We start from the raw sequence: 17,651 nt of genomic DNA, 5'->3' as shown, positions 1-17,651 counted from the left end.
GATTTTCATCTTTCCTCAAGGGGCTGGGCACACCGTAGTGTAGTTTCTATGACTTCCTCGCCCACCCCCGCTACACCGGGCTTGTGCATTGCTGCTACCGCATCTGGCACTGGTAAAACCACCATCGCCACGGGGCTCATCGCAGCTTTAGCTCGGCGCATGAACGTTGCCCCCTTTAAAGTTGGCCCCGACTATATTGACCCCGGTTACCACACATTAGCCGCTGGTCGGGTGGGGCGAAATCTCGATTCTGTGATGTGCGGCCCCGACCTGATCGGCCCGCTTTATGCCCACGGCTCCCGCGGGGCCGATATCGCGGTGGTTGAGGGTGTCATGGGGCTTTTCGACGGCCGCATTTCCGACGGTGCCGGCTCGACCGCCGATATCGCCCAGCAACTCGGGCTACCAGTCATCCTCGTGGTGGATGTGCGCGGCATGAGCCAATCAGCAGGCGCACTTGTTAAGGGATTTGCCACCGCCCGCGAAGGAGTGCGGGTAGCCGGTGCGATCATCAATATGGTGGGCACTGCGCGCCATGAACAAGTGTGCCGCGAAGCCATCGAAGCTGAAGGAATTCCCGTGGTGGGAGCGATTCCACGTCAAGATAAGGTGGAAGTCCCTTCCCGTCACCTCGGATTGATCACGGCAGCAGAACGCGGTGCCCAAGCAGTCGAAGCAGTTGCCATGATGGCAGATCTCATTGAACGCCACATCGATATGGACATGGTGTGCGCGCTCGCACGCTGCAGCTACACGGGGCCTGAGTGGGACCCGAAGCAGCAACTGCACCGTGTGGAGGGAAATCCCACCGTTGCCATTGCCGGTGGCCCAGCCTTTAGCTTCGCGTACGCTGAGCACCAAGAACTCCTCGAAGCAGCAGGAGCGAAGGTGCTTCGCTTCGATCCGCTACGCGACCCATTCCCTGCCTGCGATGGTCTGATCATCCCTGGTGGTTTCCCAGAAGAGCATGTGGAAAAGCTTTCGGCGCGTGCCGATCTGCGCGAAGCGATCACAGCACACGTTAGTGCGGGCAAGCCAATTCATGGCGAATGCGCTGGATTATTGTGGCTTCTGTCCAGCCTCGATGCACACCCTATGCTCGGAATCATCGGCACTCATGCCGCGATGGGGCGCAGGCTGACCTTGGGGTATCGCGAGGCGGTGGCGTTAACCGATAGCGTGTTATACCGCGTGGGCGAACGCATCACAGGGCATGAATTCCACCACACAGCGCTCACGGAAGAAACCGTTAATGGTTTTGATACTGCATGGGGTTGGCGGGGCTGGGATGGGGCAAAGAAGCTCGAAGGCTTTGTTTCCCCCACGGTTCACGCCTCTTACCTTCATATTCACCCTGCTGCAGCACCGCATGCTATTGAACGTTTCGTTCGCGCGTGTGTCGGTGATCGTGCCGTGCTGGCTTAAAGCCGGTTTTACGCACACGCGCAGCAAAGAAGACTGGAGATAAGCAGAAGGTTGGGGTTGAGTTGAAGAACTGTGGGGAGGGGGTACCCCCCTCCCCAGAAATTGTGAACCTATTAATGTCTATGGATTAATTCAAAAATAATAGTTAGAGTTTCAGCGACGCAGGCAAAAATTGACCTGCGATTTTACAGGTAGCAGTCGCTCTATCTCTAACTCATACGTATCCCTTGCCTCGGGCACGGGCCTGCCGTAGAAGTTTAAGTCCCACAGAAAGTGCGATGCGGCCCGAACTCTTCGGGAGTAGGTTGCTCAAACTCCACCCAGTTCGGGTTGCGCTGGTAGGGATTGCATACGACTTTAATCAGCTGGTCTAACAGATCGCGGTCCTGATGCCGAACATACTGCTCCAAAGCATGTTCAACCATGTGATTGCGCGGAATATACACGGGGTTGATTCCACGCATAAGTTCCTTATTGGGGTTAAGGCTTTCCCAGCGTAGGCGCCAGGCATCGAATTCTAAAGCGAAAGCACCGGCGTTGACCTCCTTATTCTCGCTGAGTGCACGCATCGATGTGGTGATATCCAACTGGGAGTGGTGTAAAAATGCGATCCAATCAGAAGATACTTCAGCAGATAGTGCTGGATCGGCGTGGCTGATCCCCAATGCCTGTGCAAGCTCATCCATCCACACGTCATGGTAGTTGGCACCAAAATTATTCATTTCTTTTTGTGCAAATTCCATACCAATCAAGGGCAGGAGGCATTCGGCCAAACGGGCTAGATTCCAGCCTACAATCGCAGGCTGGTTCCCAAACTGATAGCGACCTTGAGTATCAATGGAAGAAAACACCGCCTGCGGATTATATGTATCGGTGAAAGCGCAGGGGCCGAAATCAATCGTTTCCCCCGAAATCGTGGTGTTATCCGTGTTCATCACACCGTGGACAAACCCGAAGCGCATCCACTGCGCCACAGTTCGCATCTGCGCGCGCACCACCGCCTGGAAAAACTCCTGATAGTTCAACCCTGGGTAGTGGCGTGCAATTGCGTAGTCGCACAAGGCACGGACGTTGTCCTCGCCTTGGCGGGCAGCGAATTGGAAGGTGCCTACCCTGATGTGACTCGCAGCTGTGCGCACCAAGACAGCACCGTTTTCAGGAAGTTGCCGCTGAATTTTCTCACCGGTGGAATACACCGCAAGTGCCCTGGTGGTCGGTATCTGAAGATGGTGCAATGCTAAAGAATAAATCACTTCACGCCACATCGGTGCCAGCGGGGCTTTCCCATCCCCGCCACGGGAAAAGGGGGTGCGGCCTGACCCCTTGAGGTGGACGTCGATGAGCGTGCCGTCTGTGTGTGTCACCTCAGCGGCAAGCAGCGCGCGGCCGTCGCCAAGCATTGGCAAAAACTGGCCAAACTGATGCCCCGAATACGCCATCGCCCAGCCGGGTTGGGAAAGAAAATCAGCAACCTGTCCAGGAGTCAACCGAAGGTCGGATGCTACATCTGTTGCGAAAAACTCTTCCCGCAGCTCAGGAAACTGCGCTGGGCTCCAGTGCTGACACAAAAATGGAAGGTGCGTTGCAAACTCTGACTCTCGCTTCATTACTTCACTGTAGCTGTGACTATGCTTAAACACCATGACTGACAGCTTTGACGCACCGGCAACCCCCGTCGCCCTCGTTGGCGGTGGCCCCGGCGCCTGGGACCTCATCACACTGCGCGGCCTCAACCGGCTCAAAGACGCCGACGTGATCCTTGCCGACCACCTTGGCCCCACACCCGAACTCGATCGACTCTGCGACCTGCACACTAAAGAAGTCATCGACGTGTCAAAGCTGCCCTACGGCAAACAAGTTGCTCAAGAAAAGATCAACGAACTGCTGCTCGCTCATGCCCAAGCGGGTAAAAAGGTTGTGCGGCTCAAAGGCGGCGACCCCTATGTTTTCGGCCGCGGCTTCGAGGAGCTTCAATACCTCGCCGAACACGGTATCCCCGCCGAGGTTATTCCGGGTGTGACCAGCGCAATTTCGGTTCCCGCGCTTGCTGGGATTCCGGTTACGCAGCGTGGTGTCGTCCACAACTTCACCATTATTTCCGGGCATCTTCCCCCTGATCATCCCCACAGCTTGAATAATTGGCCAGCACTTGCCCGCACTGGTGGAACACTGGCAGTGATCATGGGTGTGAAAAATGCGCGTGCGATCACTCTCGCGCTTATCGACGCCGGACTTGCTGCACACACACCTGCCGCCGTGATCCAGGAAGGCAGCACCGAGACTCAGCGCACGTTCCCAGCGACGCTGGAAACGCTTGCTGATGTGATGGACGCCAACAGCATTCAACCCCCTGCTGTGTATATCATCGGGGAAGTTGCTGCGTTTTGCACCAGCTAAATGATGAAAAACACGCGCCTTGAGCACTCAGCTAAGGCGCGTTGCATTTTTCGTGCACCAGGTTGCGATGGTGCTCACTCTCGTAGGCTGTGCACACCTAGGGGGTGACAACGAGCGTGAGTTCACGGGTTCCGTTGTGTTCAATCACTAGACCCGCCTGCGTTGCAATGGTGCAGAGATCGTCAATCGTGTGTGCTTCCACAGGTGATTCGGCAAGTACACGGGCTAGGATGCCCTTGTAGTGCTTATTAAAGTGGCTGACTACCTTTCGGCTACCGTCTGGCTGAACGGATTCCACGCGAATAGTCACAGCATCGGCAATCTTGCCCAATTGCTGGTAGGTGCCAGAACGCATGTCGATAATCAAACCCTCATAGGCGCTCAGCGCCTCCGTGATCGCTTTGCCCCAACGCTTCTTCATCGTCGGAGCAGTAGCGGTGGAGTTGTGTTCCGGCAGCTTTGTGCCACCCGAGAGTCGATAATGAGGGATGAGATCGGTGGCCATCACAATCCCGAACAGCGCGTCGCCCACAGCAAGACGTGACCACGCATCGCGCGATAAAGAGTGCGCATCGAGGGCGTCGTAAAGCACCCCTGTAAAACGCAGAATCGCAGGCATTGTGGGGGAAGAAAAAAGTGCACGATTCGACTCAGCCTCTGCGCGCAACTTCTCCGAAATCCCAAGAACGTCAAGTGCCTGATCCACATCGAGCGCGGCAAGATCTGCAGCGATGCTGCGCCGGACTGGGTTAAGCGATGGGAAGCTTAACGTGTCAAAATCGAGCGGGGCTTCTAAGCCGCCATGTGCTTTCGTTTCGGAAGGGGGGAGGATGATCAACATAACGTACAACTTACAACGCACAGAGCACACACCACGAAAATAATGAATCACTTAACTGCGACTGATAATTCAGGGGCTGGCGGGAACTGGACTAGGCTAGTGAAGAACGTGACGAACAAGATGCGTCACAAGCAAAAACTTCTAAGTGGGGATTCTTAGTACTCGTGGGTACAACGCAAACAGAACAATCAAGGCGCATGAAACAGCCAGATGGCTTGATTCAACGCCGCGCACACAAACACACGCTCAGCACGCGCAGAACCAGTGCCGCAATCGCCGATCACATGCTGGCAGTGCGCCCGAAACCAGCCATCATGCATGCACAACCCGCATCAATGATGAATAAAGGCCTGCCGAAGATCGCCCAACATGTGTACTGTATGGCAAGGCGACCACGCACCAGATGCGGGTTTCCACTGTGCGTTGAATCTGTTGGTGCTAACCAGTTAAGGAGCGTTGCGTGAATAACCCCACGACCGTACAAGCAGATTTGGTCACACCTGTGCAGGTGGACACAGCAGAAACTGCGGCGGTAGCAACGCGTGAGCATCCAGCCGGAAACCAGGGGGCGCAGTCGCAGGTAGTCACACCGAAGCGGTATCGGATTCGACGAGTCCCCGCGATCGATGGGTTGCGTGGTCTTGCCGTGCTCGTGGTGGTGCTGTACCACTATTTTGGCGATTTCGCCCCCGGCGGATTCCTCGGTGTGGACATGTTCTTCGTGTTGTCCGGCTTTCTTATTACCTCCTTGCTGATCCGCGAGCACAGCGTCTTTGGTCGGGTCAACCTCAAACAATTCTGGGTTCGGCGCATCAGACGCATCCTGCCCGCCGCAGTGGTCGTGCTTGTTATAGGTACCGCGGTTTCTGGGCTCGTCGGTGGTGATCCCAGTGTGAAACTGGGCAGCCAGTTCTTTGGCACCTTATTTTTTGCCAACAACTGGGTCCAGATTGCTGGCAGTCAAAGTTACTTTGCTGATTCCGGGGTGCAAATTTTTGCCCACTATTGGTCGCTTGCCGTTGAGGAGCAGTTTTATGTGCTCTGGCCATTGATTTTTGTGGTTGTTGCGTGGGCGGCACGGGGAATTAACGCAGCGCTGAAGCTCGTCGTGCTGTTTGTCGGCGCGGGGTCGTTTGCAGCAATGCTGTGGATGTATGATCCGGCAGCTGATCCCACGCGCGTGTACTACGGCACTGATACGCACTCCTTTGGTCTGCTCATTGGTGTATCTGTGGCATTGTGGCTGACCACTACTGATCAGGATGAGCATGCTGATTCTTGGCCGGCGAAGTCGTCGGTTTTTTCCCGTCTCACCCCAACCTTGGGTGTGGTCGCACTGCTGGGCTTGTTGGTGATGGTGGGCTTCGTCCCCGACACCGCAGTATTTACCTACCGTGGCGGGTTGCTGTTGGCTTCCTTCTTGACCGCGGCGTTGTTGGTGACTGTTGTGCGCGAAGTCGGCCCAGCGCATTCCATCATGTCGGCTGCTGCTTTGCGGTGGATTGGTGAGCGTTCATTTTCCCTGTATCTGTGGCACTGGCCCGTGTTTGTTGTGTGTGCACAGTTGGTGCATCGTTGGCAGTGGGGCTGGGACGGGTGGCTGATTGGCGCTGTGTCCTGCGTGATCAGCTTTCCGCTCGCGCATCTCAGCTACATGTGGGTGGAGACACCCGTGCGCAGGCGCGGGTATGCGTCCGTGTGGCGTTCGCTTCCGCAGGCTCGTCGTAAGTTGCTGGGCATGGTGATGATCGTTGCGCTTGTGTTGGCGTCGGTGGCGATGCTGCGCTCACCGAAGCAGACGCAGCTTGAGAAGGAGCTCGAAGCGATCGCTGCGGCACGGAAGCTTCCGCCGATTACGGCCATTCCCGCCGCTGACTCTGATGATGTGGCAACGGCGAAGAATGGTCCGCAGCTGTTGCCGAAGGGTTCGCAGATTACTGCGATCGGTGATTCGGTGATGTTAGGTTCCAAGCCTGCGCTGGAAAAGCAGTTTGACGGCATTTACGTGGATGCGGCGGTGTCACGCAACTTGCTTGCGGCACCGCAGATTCTGCAGCAGCTTAACGACGCCGGGGTTCTCGACCCGTTCGTCGTTTTGGGTTTCGGGACTAACGCAGAGCTGAGCTTGTCGGCCTTGGAAACATCCATGAACATTATTGGTACTAAACGTGTGGTGGTGCTCATCATGCCGTTTGGCGATCGTTCGTGGATTCCTGGTTCGCATAAAAACATTAGAGAGGCTGTTAAGAAGTACCCGAACGTGTATGTGGCAAACTGGTGCGCTTTCGCGTCGAAGGATTCATCAATTCTGCATTCAGATCTGATTCACCCGAATGAGAAGGGCGTGAATAAGTATGCTGAGAGTATCCAATTGGCGCTCAAGCAGTGGGCTAATCACCGCAAGACGCCTATTGAAGGGTGTGTTTCTTAAATCGGGAGAATCAGGTGAGTGGTGTTGGTTCGGGTTGAAATCGCAGTCCAAGATCCTGTGGGGGCGCGTATCGCTGCGGATGCCGGCGCTGATCGTGTGGAGTTGTGTGCGGCTCTAGCGGCTACAGGTGGGTTAACGCCGTCGTTAAGCGTGGTGTCTGCCTGTGCGCGGGTGATCGAGTCGCATGTACTGGTGCGGCTGCGTCCCGGGGGTTTTGTGTACTCGGAGGAAGAGATTTCTTTGATGTGCGCGGATATTCGTTCCGTGGTTGCTGCGGGTGCTGCGGGGGTTGTTGTGGGCGCTGCCACCCGCGATGGAAAGCTGGATGAGGTAGCCCTCGCGCAGCTTATCGACGCCGCCCATGGGGTCGATGTGACCGTGCACCGTGTGTTTGACACAGTGGAGGATCAATTCTTCGCCCTAGACACCTGCGCACGCCTTGGAGTCAGGCGCGTGTTGACATCTGCTGGTGGAGCATGTGCAGCCGATGAAGCTGCGGGTTTGACAGCTTTAGTGCGCCACGCGAGTGGGGTGGAAATCATGGCTGGTGGGGGCGTGAACCCACATAATGTGGATCACGTGAAAGGCATTGGGCTTGCTGCCGTGCACGGGTCTTGTTCGACCTTTATCGATTGTGGTCCAACTGGTCCTGGTGGGAAGTCGCGTGATCAAGCCGTGAACACCGCTGATGCGGTTCAAATAACCCACCCGGGTGCTGTTGCTGCGTTGGTTGCGAAAGTTCGTGCGTGGGGTTAAAGCTACTGAAACTTATCTCTTTAGTGTCGATCTACGAGGCCACCGAACCTGCCGTGGGTGGGATTGGGTTGGCCGAGAAGGCGGCGTCGTAAAGCAAGCATGTGTGGCCTGATTGTTTGGTGCGGGTGTGCGCAGATGTGCGAAGCGGATAGGTGGGGTTGTTGCTGCTAAACTAACCAACCATGATTACTCGTCTTTCCTCATTGTTCCTGCGCACTTTGCGCGAGGACCCAGCTGATGCTGAAGTACCAAGCCACAAGTTGCTCGTGCGAGCAGGCTATATTCGCCGCGCCGCACCAGGTGTGTACACGTGGCTGCCGCTAGGCTTGCGTACTCTGCGCAAGATTGAGGGCGTGGTTCGGGAGGAAATGAACGCAATTGGTGCCCAGGAGCTGCTGTTTCCTGCGCTTCTTCCTCGTGATCCTTACGAGCAGACCAACCGTTGGACCGAGTACGGCGATTCCCTGTTCCGCTTAAAGGATCGCAAGGGTGCCGATATGCTGTTGGGCCCCACCCACGAGGAAATGTTCACGGCTCAGGTGAAGGATCTCTATTCTTCGTACAAGGATTTCCCTGTCACCTTGTATCAGATCCAAACTAAGTACCGTGATGAGGAGCGCCCCCGCGCCGGTATTTTGCGTGGTCGGGAGTTTGTGATGAAGGATTCCTACTCCTTTGACATGACCGACGAAGGCTTGGATGCCTCTTATGCGGCGCACCGCCAGGCTTATCAGGCAATTTTTGATCGTTTGGGTGTGGAGTACGCCATTTGCAAGGCAACGTCGGGTGCCATGGGCGGATCGGCTTCGGAGGAGTTCTTGGCAGTATCTCCCAATGGTGAAGACACCTTTGTTCGTGCCACCGAAGGTGACTACGCAGCCAACGTTGAAGCTGTGGTGACTCAGCCTGCTGTTGAGCGCCCCATCGAAGGCCAGCCTGAGGCGGTTGTGCATGACACCCCGCAGGCAGAAACCATTGAAGCTTTGGTCGAGTGGGCTAATACTGCCGGTATTGAGGTTGAAGGCCGTGCGGTTACCGCTGCCGATACCCTCAAGTGCTTGGTGGTTAAGGTGCGCACCCCAGGCTCCGATGAATGGGAGCTGACCGGTATCGTTCTTCCTGGTGATCGCGAAGTCGACGAAAAGCGCCTTGAGGCTGCTTTTGAGCCCGCTGAGGTTGTAATGGCTTCGGAGGAAGATTTTGCCAAGAACCCATTCTTGGTCAAGGGTTATGTTGGTCCGAAGTCCCTGATCGCCAATGGTGTGAAGGTTCTGGCTGATCCTCGTGTTGTTTCCGGTACCTCGTGGATTACTGGTGCGGACGAAAACCAGAAGCATGTGGTGGGCATGGTTGCCGGCCGCGATTTCGTGGTCGATGGTTTCGTTGAGGCCGCTGAGATTCGTGAAGGCGATCCTGCTCCTGAGGGCCAGGGTGTGTTGACCCTTGCCCGCGGCATTGAGATTGGCCATATTTTCCAGCTGGGTCGTAAGTACACTGAGGCTTTCGATGTGCAGATCCTGGATGAGAATGGCAAGCGTGCGATCCCCACGATGGGTTCGTATGGTATTGGTGTGTCTCGTTTGATGGCTGTGCTTGCTGAGCAGCGCCATGATGAGAAGGGTTTGAACTGGCCAATGGAGGTCGCCCCATTCCAGGTGCATGTGGTTGTGGCCAATAAGGATGCTGCGGCGCTGACCGCTGGCGAGGATATTGCTGCGAAGTTGGATGCTGCTGGCGTTGAGGTGCTCTTTGATGATCGCGCAAAGGTAAGCCCTGGTGTGAAGTTTAAGGATGCTGAGCTGTTGGGCATGCCTTTGACGGTTGTTCTGGGTCGTTCTTTCGCTGATGGGATTGTTGAGCTTCGTGTTCGCGGCGGTGAAACCACCGAGGTTGCGGCTGAGGCGATTGTTTCTACTGTTTACGATGCCATTAAGGCTTAAGTATTTCTTTAAGCCTGATTCACGATTTCAGCCGTGAAATGACAAAGCCACCGGTCTTCTTGTGAAGGAAGAATTCCGGTGGCTTTGTGCTGTCGTGAGCACTATGACTGGCTACCGCGCTGCTTGGGTGAAAATGTGGTGCTCGTGTTATTCGGTGGAAAGATATCCGGTGATCACCAGTGCGGCGGTGCGCCATTGCGGTGTTGTGGCCTGTGCTGCGGTGTTTTTCCAGAACTGTGCGTTATTGTCGGTGAGTTCTTTCACCGTGGCACGTGCTGATTCAGCGTTTGTTGGCTGGGTGGAGGTTTTCAGATCATAGCCTGGTGCGGCAGTGGGGGCGTAGGCATCTTTTTCCAACAGTTGCTCTAAGGTGTCAATTACTTTTTGGTGTGATTCAATGAGCTTTTCGGTGCGTGCCTGTGTTTCACTATCGGTGAAAGCCATGGTGACGCCGAGGGCATAGATGTGGGCGTATTCTTCGGCTAATGCGGCTTCTGCGCCGCGAATATCATCAGCGCCAGGCGCAGTTACGGTGGGGGTGGGTGCTGGGGTTTTTTCGGTATGTGTGGTGGTGAAGGCAGTGGGAATGGTTAAAGCTTCGAAGTTGAAGGTGTTCTTGTTATCGAAAGTGGCGATCACCTCCTGAAGTGGGTATTTCAAGAATTGCTCGATGATAATCGGCATGGATTCTTGGGGGATTTCGGCAAGAACTGCGAGAATGCCTTCCGCGCCAGGTGCGAGGGGTTCGGGCGCAGGTGTTTTGGGAGTGGGGAAGTTGCCGTGTGCATCCGCCTTGCAGCTGTCGGGGGTTTTTCCGTCGTGCGTGTGCCCGCATAGTCGGGTGATTTCTGCGGCAAGTTGCTGCTTATTGTCGCCTTCAGCACTGTGGTGCAGGCGCAGGAGTGCGCTGTTCGGAGTGGGGTTTGCGCAGCTGGCGAGGGTTAATGCGAGTGCGGGTACTGCAATGAGTGCGAGTGCGCGGTGTGCAAGGGTCAGGCGGGGCAAAGTGCGGTTCATTCGGTTTATTGTACTAGCATGGCGGTCATGGCTTTCCCTAGTGTTGAAACGTTGACTGATCTTGTTCGCCCTCTTGCTGCTGGTTTTGGCATGGATGTTGAGGGGGTGAAGATCTCCCGTGCGGGGAAGAAGTCTGTTGTGGCGATTGCGCTTGATTCGGATCAGCGTCCTACTTCCGATCAGCTTGAGGTGATCACAAATGAGATTTCTTCGCTTTTCGACGCCGAGGAAGAAGCCGGAAATCTCCAGTTTGGTCCCGGCTATACGTTGGAGGTGGGCACCCCTGGTGTGGATGCGCCTTTGACTTTGCCGCGCCATTGGCGCCGGAATCGGGGTCGTTTGGTGGTGTTGGCGGTAGATGGTGCCAAGGAAGTTGTGCGCATTGGTGCGTTGAGTGAGGATGAAACTTCTGTGATTGCTATCGCACGTGAGGGCAAAACTGCTCGTGCGCGGGCGATCCGATTGGCGGATTACCCTCAGGCAGTGGTAGAAATTGAGTTCGCAAAACCTGCGGCTGACGAATTGGAGTTGGCTGCGCTTGATTTCGATGCGGCTCTTGACGTTTAGGCAAACTCAAGTAGGCTGTGCGTTGTAGATTTTGCGGTTTCATCAGCACGTGTGTGTTTGGTGTTTGATAGTGCTTAACCCACCTTTTAGGAAGGAATATTCCACAAGTGAATATCGATGTACATGCTCTTAGGGCCATTGAAGCTGAGAAGGGAATTCCCGTTCGCGAGTTGGTGGAAACCATTGCGAATGCTTTGATGTTCGCCTACCGCGAATACAAGGCTGTTCCGGCGGATTCCACTCAGAAGACTAGGGTCGATATCGATGTTCACACCGGTTCCGTCGCCGTGATCGTTTCTGATCTGGATGAGAACGGTGAGGTGGAGTCTGAGTACGACGATACCCCAATGAACTTTGACCGCATTGGTGCTGCTGCTGTGCGTGATGCGATTGTGCGTCGTTTGCGTGAGGCAGAAACCCGCCAAGCGTATGATGCATATTCTGAGTATGAGGGCCGTGTTGTCAGCGGTATTGTTCAGGCTGATGCGATGGCTAATGAGCGTGGCATTATCGTGGTTCATTTGGGTACTGAGGCTGATGGCCAGGACGGTATCTTGTTGCCTGCGGAGCAGATCCCAGGTGAGAAGCTTAAGCACGGTGATCGTGTCAAGAGCTACGTTGTGGGCGTGGCGCATAATCAGCGTTCCTTGAATATCAACTTGTCGCGTACTCACCCTGAGCTGGTTCGCCGCCTGTTTGAGCTGGAAGTTCCTGAGGTTGCTGACGGCAGTGTGCAGATTGTGTCTATTGCCCGTGAGGCTGGACACCGCTCCAAGGTTGCGGTGAAGGCAACTGTGAAGGGCTTGAACGCGAAGGGTGCTTGTATTGGTCCTCGTGGTCAGCGCGTGAGCAATATTATGAAGGAACTCGGTGGTGAGAAGATTGACATCATCGATTTTTCTGAAGATCCAGCCACCTATGTGGGTAACGCGTTGGCCCCATCGAAGGTTGTTAACGTTGAGGTCACTGATCTTGAGGCGCAGACCGCTCGGGTGACCGTGCCGGACTACCAGCTGTCTTTGGCTATTGGTAAGGAAGGCCAGAACGCTCGTCTTGCAGCACGTTTGACTGGTTGGAAGATCGATATCCGCTCGGACGCTTCCTAAAGCAGAGAGCTTCTTAATGCAGTGAGTTTCCTTGAGGTTTCTTGCCTCCTGCTGGAAACCTGCGAAGGCGTAGCCCAGAATTAAAAACGTTGAAGCTGCGTACTCCCTTACCTACATGATTGATGATCGTGTAGGTGAGGGAGTTTTGTGTATGAACAGTCGGGCAGCTTATCGATAAACGCTTAGTAGGGCAATGAGATACAGCTAGTCAGTGCTGATTGACGAGGAGCTGGCACTAGAGATTCTCCCTTGCATCACGAAGCTACTGCCTTGCATCACGGGTGCGGAATTGTAATCATAGCGAGGATCGCTTGACCGAAGGTGCTGATTCGAAGGTGCTGATTCATTGCGCTCAAGGGCAGACAAGAGGGAAAAGAAAATTTCGGTTTTCTCAACAGGAGACTGCATTGTGAAAAGAAGGCTCAGGAGCCGACAAGGTGCTGAAGTGGGCTCGCTATGAAGAGCTAAAGAAAAGCCCTGCACACCGCGACCAAAAGCATACCTATGAATACGTGGGGATTGATTCAAAAATACTGATTCGACTTTCAGCCAACCGGGCAAAAATTGACCTGCGGTTTTGTAGGTAGCACTTGCTCTATGTCGAATTAATATTTCTCTTATATATCCTAAGGCTCCCATTCCTTGACCGAGAACTGTGCCACCAATGCGCACCGAAAAATAGATACGCGCAACGCCATGCGCTTGAGCGATAGTCCAACGTCCGTGCCCAATGGAAGAAATAAAGAGAGTGAAAGGAAAAGAAGGAGGAGAAAAGAGTGAAAGGAAAAGAAGGAGGAAAAAGAGTGAAAGGAAGGGAAACGGAGCGGGAAATTCAAGGGAAAGATCAGAGGGTGGATGGGTGCTAAAGAATGGGTACTGACGATGGTTCGCGCGTAATTCAGTTTGGATGCTGAAGATGGTGTGCACTGGGCGTCGAAGAAAAGTGCGCACGTGCTCTGGGGCAGGGGTAAGGTCGTGTGAGAATGCAGCAACGAGGTGGGGCCGATACGTGTGTGGGGTGTGGAAGAGTGCGTTGACTCAATGCGTGGGGCCGAAATGGTAGCGAACTTAACTTTTCCCCATTCTTCGACTACTATCAGAAAAGGCCTTAGTCTTTTGCGAGCACCGCAGGGTGTGAATCTTTTTCCCAGTACGCATTCAAACTTCAGCTACACCGCTACCTGAGCCCAACAATAGGTACGCCCCAGCACACACTGCTGCGGTAAAGCGTGTGCATAGTGAAGTCGTGAATTGGGGAGTGTGAGATTCACTAAGGTCAAAAGTGATCCTTAACAATGGACACCAGTTTTGGTCAAGCAATGCAACGTCAGGAGTTCAAGATTTTCGTGAAGTCAGCGGTTCATTCGACGTCGAAAAGCGAAAGAACAGCCACCCACGACATCCGAATCCGCACCTGCATCGCAACCCGGCAACAACGAAGCGACAAACAGTTGCTCCGCATCGTCGCCGGGGAGGGAACACCCACCAAACTAATCCCAGACCCCCATCGACGCCTCCCCGGGCGTGGATGCTGGATCACCCCCAGCCTCGAAGCTGTGGAACAAGCAGAAAAGCGCAAAGCCTTCAGCAGAGCGCTTCGGGTATCTGCAGCAGTAGATACCGGTCCAGTACGGAAGTACCTCGCAACACTGCAGGACCTGACAAAGAATGAAGAAAGAGACCGAACACTGATGAGCACACGATGAAGCATCAGCGATGAACGTCATAGCAAACAAGGTAGAAACCTGCATCTGACTTTAACCCTCGCACGCACCGGCGCAGCACAAAGCCGCTTCGAACTACACAGTACTGTGGGCGTTAAAGAACAACGATGCTTTTCTACCGCAACACAAGGAGAAAAGTGCCCGGAAAGCTACGTGTACATGAGTTGGCAAAACAGCTCGGTGTAACAAGCAAGGAACTACTCGCCACCCTGAAAGACAAAGGCGAGTTCGTTAAAACCGCATCTTCCACCATCGAACCACCAGTCGTGAAGAAGATGAAGGAGCACTACGCGTCCCTCGGCATCACCGCTGAAGGCGACGCTGGTAAAGCAACCCCCAAGGCTGAAGCACAAGCACCAGCCGCACCCAAAGCTGCCCCAGAAGCAAAGGCTGCACCCAAGCCCGGTGCGCCAAAGCCAGCAGCGAAACCAGCTGCGCCAAAGCCAGCAGCGGCAAAACCAGCAGCTCCTAAGCCAGCCGCGCCAAAGGCCCCAGAAGCCAAGCCAGCTGCGCCAAAGCCAGCCGCTGCAAAACCAGGCACCCCAGGTGCAAAGCCAGGCGTGACCAAGGCCGCAGAGCCAACCTTCACCCAGCCTGCCGCACAAAGCCCAGCAAAGGCAGCACCAACCCCAGGTGCAATGCCACGCCCACAAGCAAAGCCCGGCCCGAAGCCAGGTGCTCGTGCACCACGCGTAGCAAACAACCCATTCTCCACCGGTTCTTCCAGCTCCGAGCGCCCAGGGCCACGCCCAGGTGGCCGCTCCGGTGGTCGCCCAGGTCAAGGCCAGGGTGGACAAGGTGGCGGCGAGCGTTCGCCACGCCCACCACGCGGCGGTCAGGGGGGACCACGTCAAGACCGTTCCGATCGTTCCCCACGCCCACAGGGTGGCGGCCAGGGCGGTCAAGGTGGTCAGGAGCGTCAAGGTGGTGGACGTCGTCCATCGCCAGCAATGATGCCTAACCACCCATCGCCAGGCGCAATGCCTTCGCGTGCAGGTGCAGCCGGTGGCCGTGGTGGACGCGGTGGATCCGGTGAAGGCCAAGGCGGCGGCTTCAACCGCGGTGGCGCCGGTGGCGGTGGCGGCGCAGGTCGCGGCGGTCGTCGCGGCGGTACCGCTGGTGCATTCGGACGCCCAGGTGGCGCACCACGCAAGGGTCGTAAGTCGAAGCGTCAGAAGCGCAACGAGTACGAAGCAATGCAGGCACCAAATGTTATTGGTGGCGTACGCTTGCCAGACGGCCGTGGCGAAACTGTTCGCCTGGCCCGTGGCGCATCCCTGTCCGACTTCGCAGAGAAGATTGGTGCAGAAGCATCGGCATTGGTGCAGGCACTGTTCAACCTGGGCGAAATGGTCACCGCAACCGCATCCGTTTCCGAAGAAACCTTGATGCTGCTTGGCGACGAAATGAACTACGTCGTTGAGGTTGTTTCCCCAGAAGACGAAGACCGCGAGCTGCTGCAGTCCTTCGACTTGCAGTTCGGTGAAGACGCGGGCACCGAAGCCGATCTGGCTTCCCGCCCACCAGTGGTCACCGTCATGGGTCACGTCGACCACGGTAAGACCCGCCTGCTGGACACCATCCGTAAGGCAAATGTTGGTTCCGGCGAAGCTGGCGGTATTACCCAGGGTATTGGTGCATACCAGGTCAAGGTCAATGTTGCGGATGATTCCCGCAAGATCACCTTCCTGGATACCCCAGGCCACGAAGCCTTCACGGCCATGCGTGCCCGTGGCGCTAAGTCCACCGACATCGCTGTGCTGGTTGTTGCAGCTGACGACGGCGTGATGCCACAGACCATCGAAGCAATCAACCACGCAAAGGCAGCCGATGTGCCAATCGTGGTTGCTGTGAACAAGATCGATAAGCCAGGTGCTTCACCAGAGAAGATTCGTGGCCAGCTCACCGAGTACGGTCTCGTTCCGGAAGAATACGGTGGCGACACCATGTTCGTGGATATCTCCGCAAAGCAGAACATCAACATCGACGGTCTGCTGGAAGCGGTGCTTCTGACCGCAGATGCTTCCTTGGATCTGCGCGCAAACCCAGACATGGATGCTCAAGGTGTTGCTATCGAAGCTCACCTCGACCGTGGCCGTGGCCCAGTGGCAACCGTTATCGTCCAGCGCGGTACGCTGCGCGTGGGTGATTCCATCGTGGTCGGCGACACTTACGGTCGCGTCCGCCGCATGGTTGATGAGTATGGCAACGACGTCGACGAGGCCGGCCCATCCCGCCCAGTCCAGGTTCAGGGTCTTAACGGCGTCCCAGGCGCCGGCGACAACCTGCTGGTTGTGGAAGACGACCGCGTTGCACGTCAGATTGCTAACCAGCGTAACGCCCGCAAGCGTAACGCCTTGGCTGCGAAGACCCGCAAGCGCGTCTCCCTGGAGGATCTGGATGCTGTGTTGAAGGAACACTCCACCCTCAACCTCATCCTCAAGGGCGACAATGCTGGTTCCGTGGAAGCACTGGAAGAGGCGCTGCTCAAGATCGAGGTCGACGACGAGGTTCAGCTGAACATCATCGACCGCGGTGTCGGTGCTGTTACCCAGACCAACGTGTCCTTGGCTGCAGCATCCAACGCTGTGATCATTGCGTTCAATGTGCGCGCCGAAGGCAAGGCTACCGAGGAGGCCAACTCCGAGGGCGTCGATATTCGCTACTACACGATTATTTACCGTGCACTGGAGGAGATCGAAGCAGCTCTGCGCGGCATGCTCAAGCCTGTCTACGAGGAGCGTGAGGTTGGTCGCGCCGAGATCCGTGCACTGTTCAAGGCTTCCGCAATTGGTCTGATCGCTGGTTGTAAGGTGGAAGAGGGCAAGGTTCGCCGTGGCGCGTCTATCCGCCTGGTTCGCGATGGCAATGTTGTGGCTTCTGATGCAACCATTAACTCTCTGCGCCGCGAAAAGGATGACGCGACTGAGGTTACCGCTGGTTACGAGTGCGGTATGGTTCTGTCTTACCCTGACATCCAGGTCGGTGACATCATTGAGGTGTTCGAGCAGGTCGAGGTTCCACGAACCTAATCGGCTTTGCCAACACTGAGGCTGTTCTGCCCCCCCTGCCGAATTGGGTTGGGGCAGAGCAGGCTCATGTTCATGCACAGCCCGGGCTTGTATCCTTCCTTAACTAAGGGGAGGGATGGTGGGTCCGGGCTTTTGCTATCGGCACAGTTGTTCCGGGTAAGGGTTTCGTGCTCGGGCTGTGCTGGCTTTATACTTATTTTTTCGAAGGCGTGGGCGCACAGTGCTTGCTTGTCGACGCCGTGGTCTGTGCCTTCGTGAAACCTCCCTCGTGCTTTGTGCTTCAGGTGCAAGGCATGCGACTGGCCTGTGCGTACGTTGCCTCTTGTGGTGTTGATCGGGATGATTGCAGCACAAACGTAGGTGGTGCGGTATGCCTGTGGTGTGGGGGAGGGTGACTTTATTGAATGTGAAGGAG

14 protein-coding genes are annotated in these 17,651 nt (G+C 55.7%); 9 read left to right on the top strand and 5 right to left on the bottom strand.

Annotated elements, in window-relative coordinates; genetic code table 11:
- Positions 1 to 48 precede the first annotated feature (48 nt).
- Positions 49 to 1,425 (top strand): cobyrinic acid a,c-diamide synthase CobB, encoded by a 1,377-nt coding sequence (locus CFELI_RS08045; protein WP_277103575.1) that lies wholly within the window; start codon positions 49 to 51, stop codon positions 1,423 to 1,425.
- A gap of 257 nt (positions 1,426 to 1,682) precedes the next feature.
- Here CFELI_RS08045 and CFELI_RS08040 read toward each other — a convergent pair whose 3' ends face one another.
- Positions 1,683 to 3,032, bottom strand: coding sequence for a protein adenylyltransferase SelO (locus CFELI_RS08040; protein WP_277103576.1), 1,350 nt, complete (start codon positions 3,030 to 3,032; stop codon positions 1,683 to 1,685).
- A 34-nt stretch (positions 3,033 to 3,066) separates the two neighbouring features.
- Between CFELI_RS08040 and cobA the strand changes: the two genes are divergently transcribed.
- Positions 3,067 to 3,822 (top strand): uroporphyrinogen-III C-methyltransferase, encoded by a 756-nt coding sequence (gene cobA / locus CFELI_RS08035; RefSeq protein ID WP_277103577.1) that lies wholly within the window; start codon positions 3,067 to 3,069, stop codon positions 3,820 to 3,822.
- Positions 3,823 to 3,919: 97 nt separating this feature from the next.
- Here the strand turns inward: cobA and yaaA are convergent, their stop codons facing one another.
- Positions 3,920 to 4,663, bottom strand: a complete 744-nt coding sequence (yaaA, locus tag CFELI_RS08030; RefSeq protein WP_277103578.1) for a peroxide stress protein YaaA — start codon at positions 4,661 to 4,663, stop codon at positions 3,920 to 3,922.
- Between the two features lie 188 nt (positions 4,664 to 4,851).
- Complete coding sequence (locus CFELI_RS08025; RefSeq protein ID WP_290258962.1) at positions 4,852 to 4,983, bottom strand: hypothetical protein; 132 nt, start codon at positions 4,981 to 4,983, stop codon at positions 4,852 to 4,854.
- Between the two features lie 140 nt (positions 4,984 to 5,123).
- On the opposite strand from CFELI_RS08025, the gene CFELI_RS08020 reads away from it, so the two are divergent.
- From CFELI_RS08020 to CFELI_RS08010, 3 genes are all read left to right on the top strand, one after another.
- Entirely contained in the window at positions 5,124 to 7,094 is a 1,971-nt protein-coding gene (locus CFELI_RS08020) for an acyltransferase family protein (protein ID WP_277103580.1), read from the top strand.
- A gap of 21 nt (positions 7,095 to 7,115) precedes the next feature.
- A complete protein-coding gene (locus CFELI_RS08015) occupies positions 7,116 to 7,850 on the top strand; it encodes a copper homeostasis protein CutC (RefSeq protein WP_290258961.1) in 735 nt (244 codons plus the stop codon).
- A 182-nt stretch (positions 7,851 to 8,032) separates the two neighbouring features.
- Entirely contained in the window at positions 8,033 to 9,790 is a 1,758-nt protein-coding gene (locus CFELI_RS08010; protein ID WP_277103582.1) for a proline--tRNA ligase, read from the top strand.
- A 147-nt stretch (positions 9,791 to 9,937) separates the two neighbouring features.
- Here the strand turns inward: CFELI_RS08010 and CFELI_RS08005 are convergent, their stop codons facing one another.
- Positions 9,938 to 10,807 (bottom strand): DUF4439 domain-containing protein, encoded by an 870-nt coding sequence (locus CFELI_RS08005; protein WP_277103583.1) that lies wholly within the window; start codon positions 10,805 to 10,807, stop codon positions 9,938 to 9,940.
- Between the two features lie 27 nt (positions 10,808 to 10,834).
- Between CFELI_RS08005 and rimP the strand changes: the two genes are divergently transcribed.
- Both rimP and nusA read left to right on the top strand, forming a co-directional pair.
- On the top strand, positions 10,835 to 11,374 hold the full coding sequence (rimP, locus tag CFELI_RS08000; RefSeq protein ID WP_277103584.1) for a ribosome maturation factor RimP: 540 nt from the start codon (positions 10,835 to 10,837) through the stop codon (positions 11,372 to 11,374).
- Positions 11,375 to 11,481: 107 nt separating this feature from the next.
- Positions 11,482 to 12,480 (top strand): transcription termination factor NusA, encoded by a 999-nt coding sequence (nusA, locus tag CFELI_RS07995; protein WP_277103585.1) that lies wholly within the window; start codon positions 11,482 to 11,484, stop codon positions 12,478 to 12,480.
- Between the two features lie 204 nt (positions 12,481 to 12,684).
- Here nusA and CFELI_RS07990 read toward each other — a convergent pair whose 3' ends face one another.
- Positions 12,685 to 13,407 carry a hypothetical protein gene (locus CFELI_RS07990; RefSeq protein WP_277103586.1) on the bottom strand — a complete coding sequence of 241 codons (723 nt, stop codon included), beginning with the start codon at positions 13,405 to 13,407 and terminating at the stop codon, positions 12,685 to 12,687.
- 413 nt (positions 13,408 to 13,820) lie between these two features.
- On the opposite strand from CFELI_RS07990, the gene CFELI_RS07985 reads away from it, so the two are divergent.
- Together CFELI_RS07985 and infB are read left to right on the top strand one after the other, a co-directional pair.
- Positions 13,821 to 14,186 (top strand): YlxR family protein, encoded by a 366-nt coding sequence (locus CFELI_RS07985; protein ID WP_374724778.1) that lies wholly within the window; start codon positions 13,821 to 13,823, stop codon positions 14,184 to 14,186.
- A gap of 155 nt (positions 14,187 to 14,341) precedes the next feature.
- Entirely contained in the window at positions 14,342 to 17,236 is a 2,895-nt protein-coding gene (infB, locus tag CFELI_RS07980; RefSeq protein WP_277103587.1) for a translation initiation factor IF-2, read from the top strand.
- The last annotated feature ends 415 nt before the right edge of the window (positions 17,237 to 17,651 follow it).

Origin of the sequence: Corynebacterium felinum (genome assembly GCF_030408755.1) — a bacterium.
GTDB lineage: Bacteria > Actinomycetota > Actinomycetes > Mycobacteriales > Mycobacteriaceae > Corynebacterium > Corynebacterium felinum.
The sequence above is the reverse complement of the archived record's forward strand: the minus strand, read 5'-3'. Positions and strand labels throughout refer to the sequence as shown.

What these genes read in the sequence shown, in the direction of transcription:
- CFELI_RS08045 (WP_277103575.1), top strand. Translation starts at nt 49, where the DNA reads ATGACTTCCTCGCCCACCCCCGCTACACCGGGCTTGTGCATTGCTGCT.
- yaaA (WP_277103578.1), bottom strand. Translation starts at nt 4,663, where the DNA reads ATGTTGATCATCCTCCCCCCTTCCGAAACGAAAGCACATGGCGGCTTA.
- CFELI_RS08010 (WP_277103582.1), top strand. Translation starts at nt 8,033, where the DNA reads ATGATTACTCGTCTTTCCTCATTGTTCCTGCGCACTTTGCGCGAGGAC.
- CFELI_RS08005 (WP_277103583.1), bottom strand. Translation starts at nt 10,807, where the DNA reads ATGAACCGCACTTTGCCCCGCCTGACCCTTGCACACCGCGCACTCGCA.
- rimP (WP_277103584.1), top strand. Translation starts at nt 10,835, where the DNA reads ATGGCTTTCCCTAGTGTTGAAACGTTGACTGATCTTGTTCGCCCTCTT.
- CFELI_RS08040 (WP_277103576.1), bottom strand. Translation starts at nt 3,032, where the DNA reads ATGAAGCGAGAGTCAGAGTTTGCAACGCACCTTCCATTTTTGTGTCAG.
- CFELI_RS08025 (WP_290258962.1), bottom strand. Translation starts at nt 4,983, where the DNA reads ATGCATGATGGCTGGTTTCGGGCGCACTGCCAGCATGTGATCGGCGAT.
- cobA (WP_277103577.1), top strand. Translation starts at nt 3,067, where the DNA reads ATGACTGACAGCTTTGACGCACCGGCAACCCCCGTCGCCCTCGTTGGC.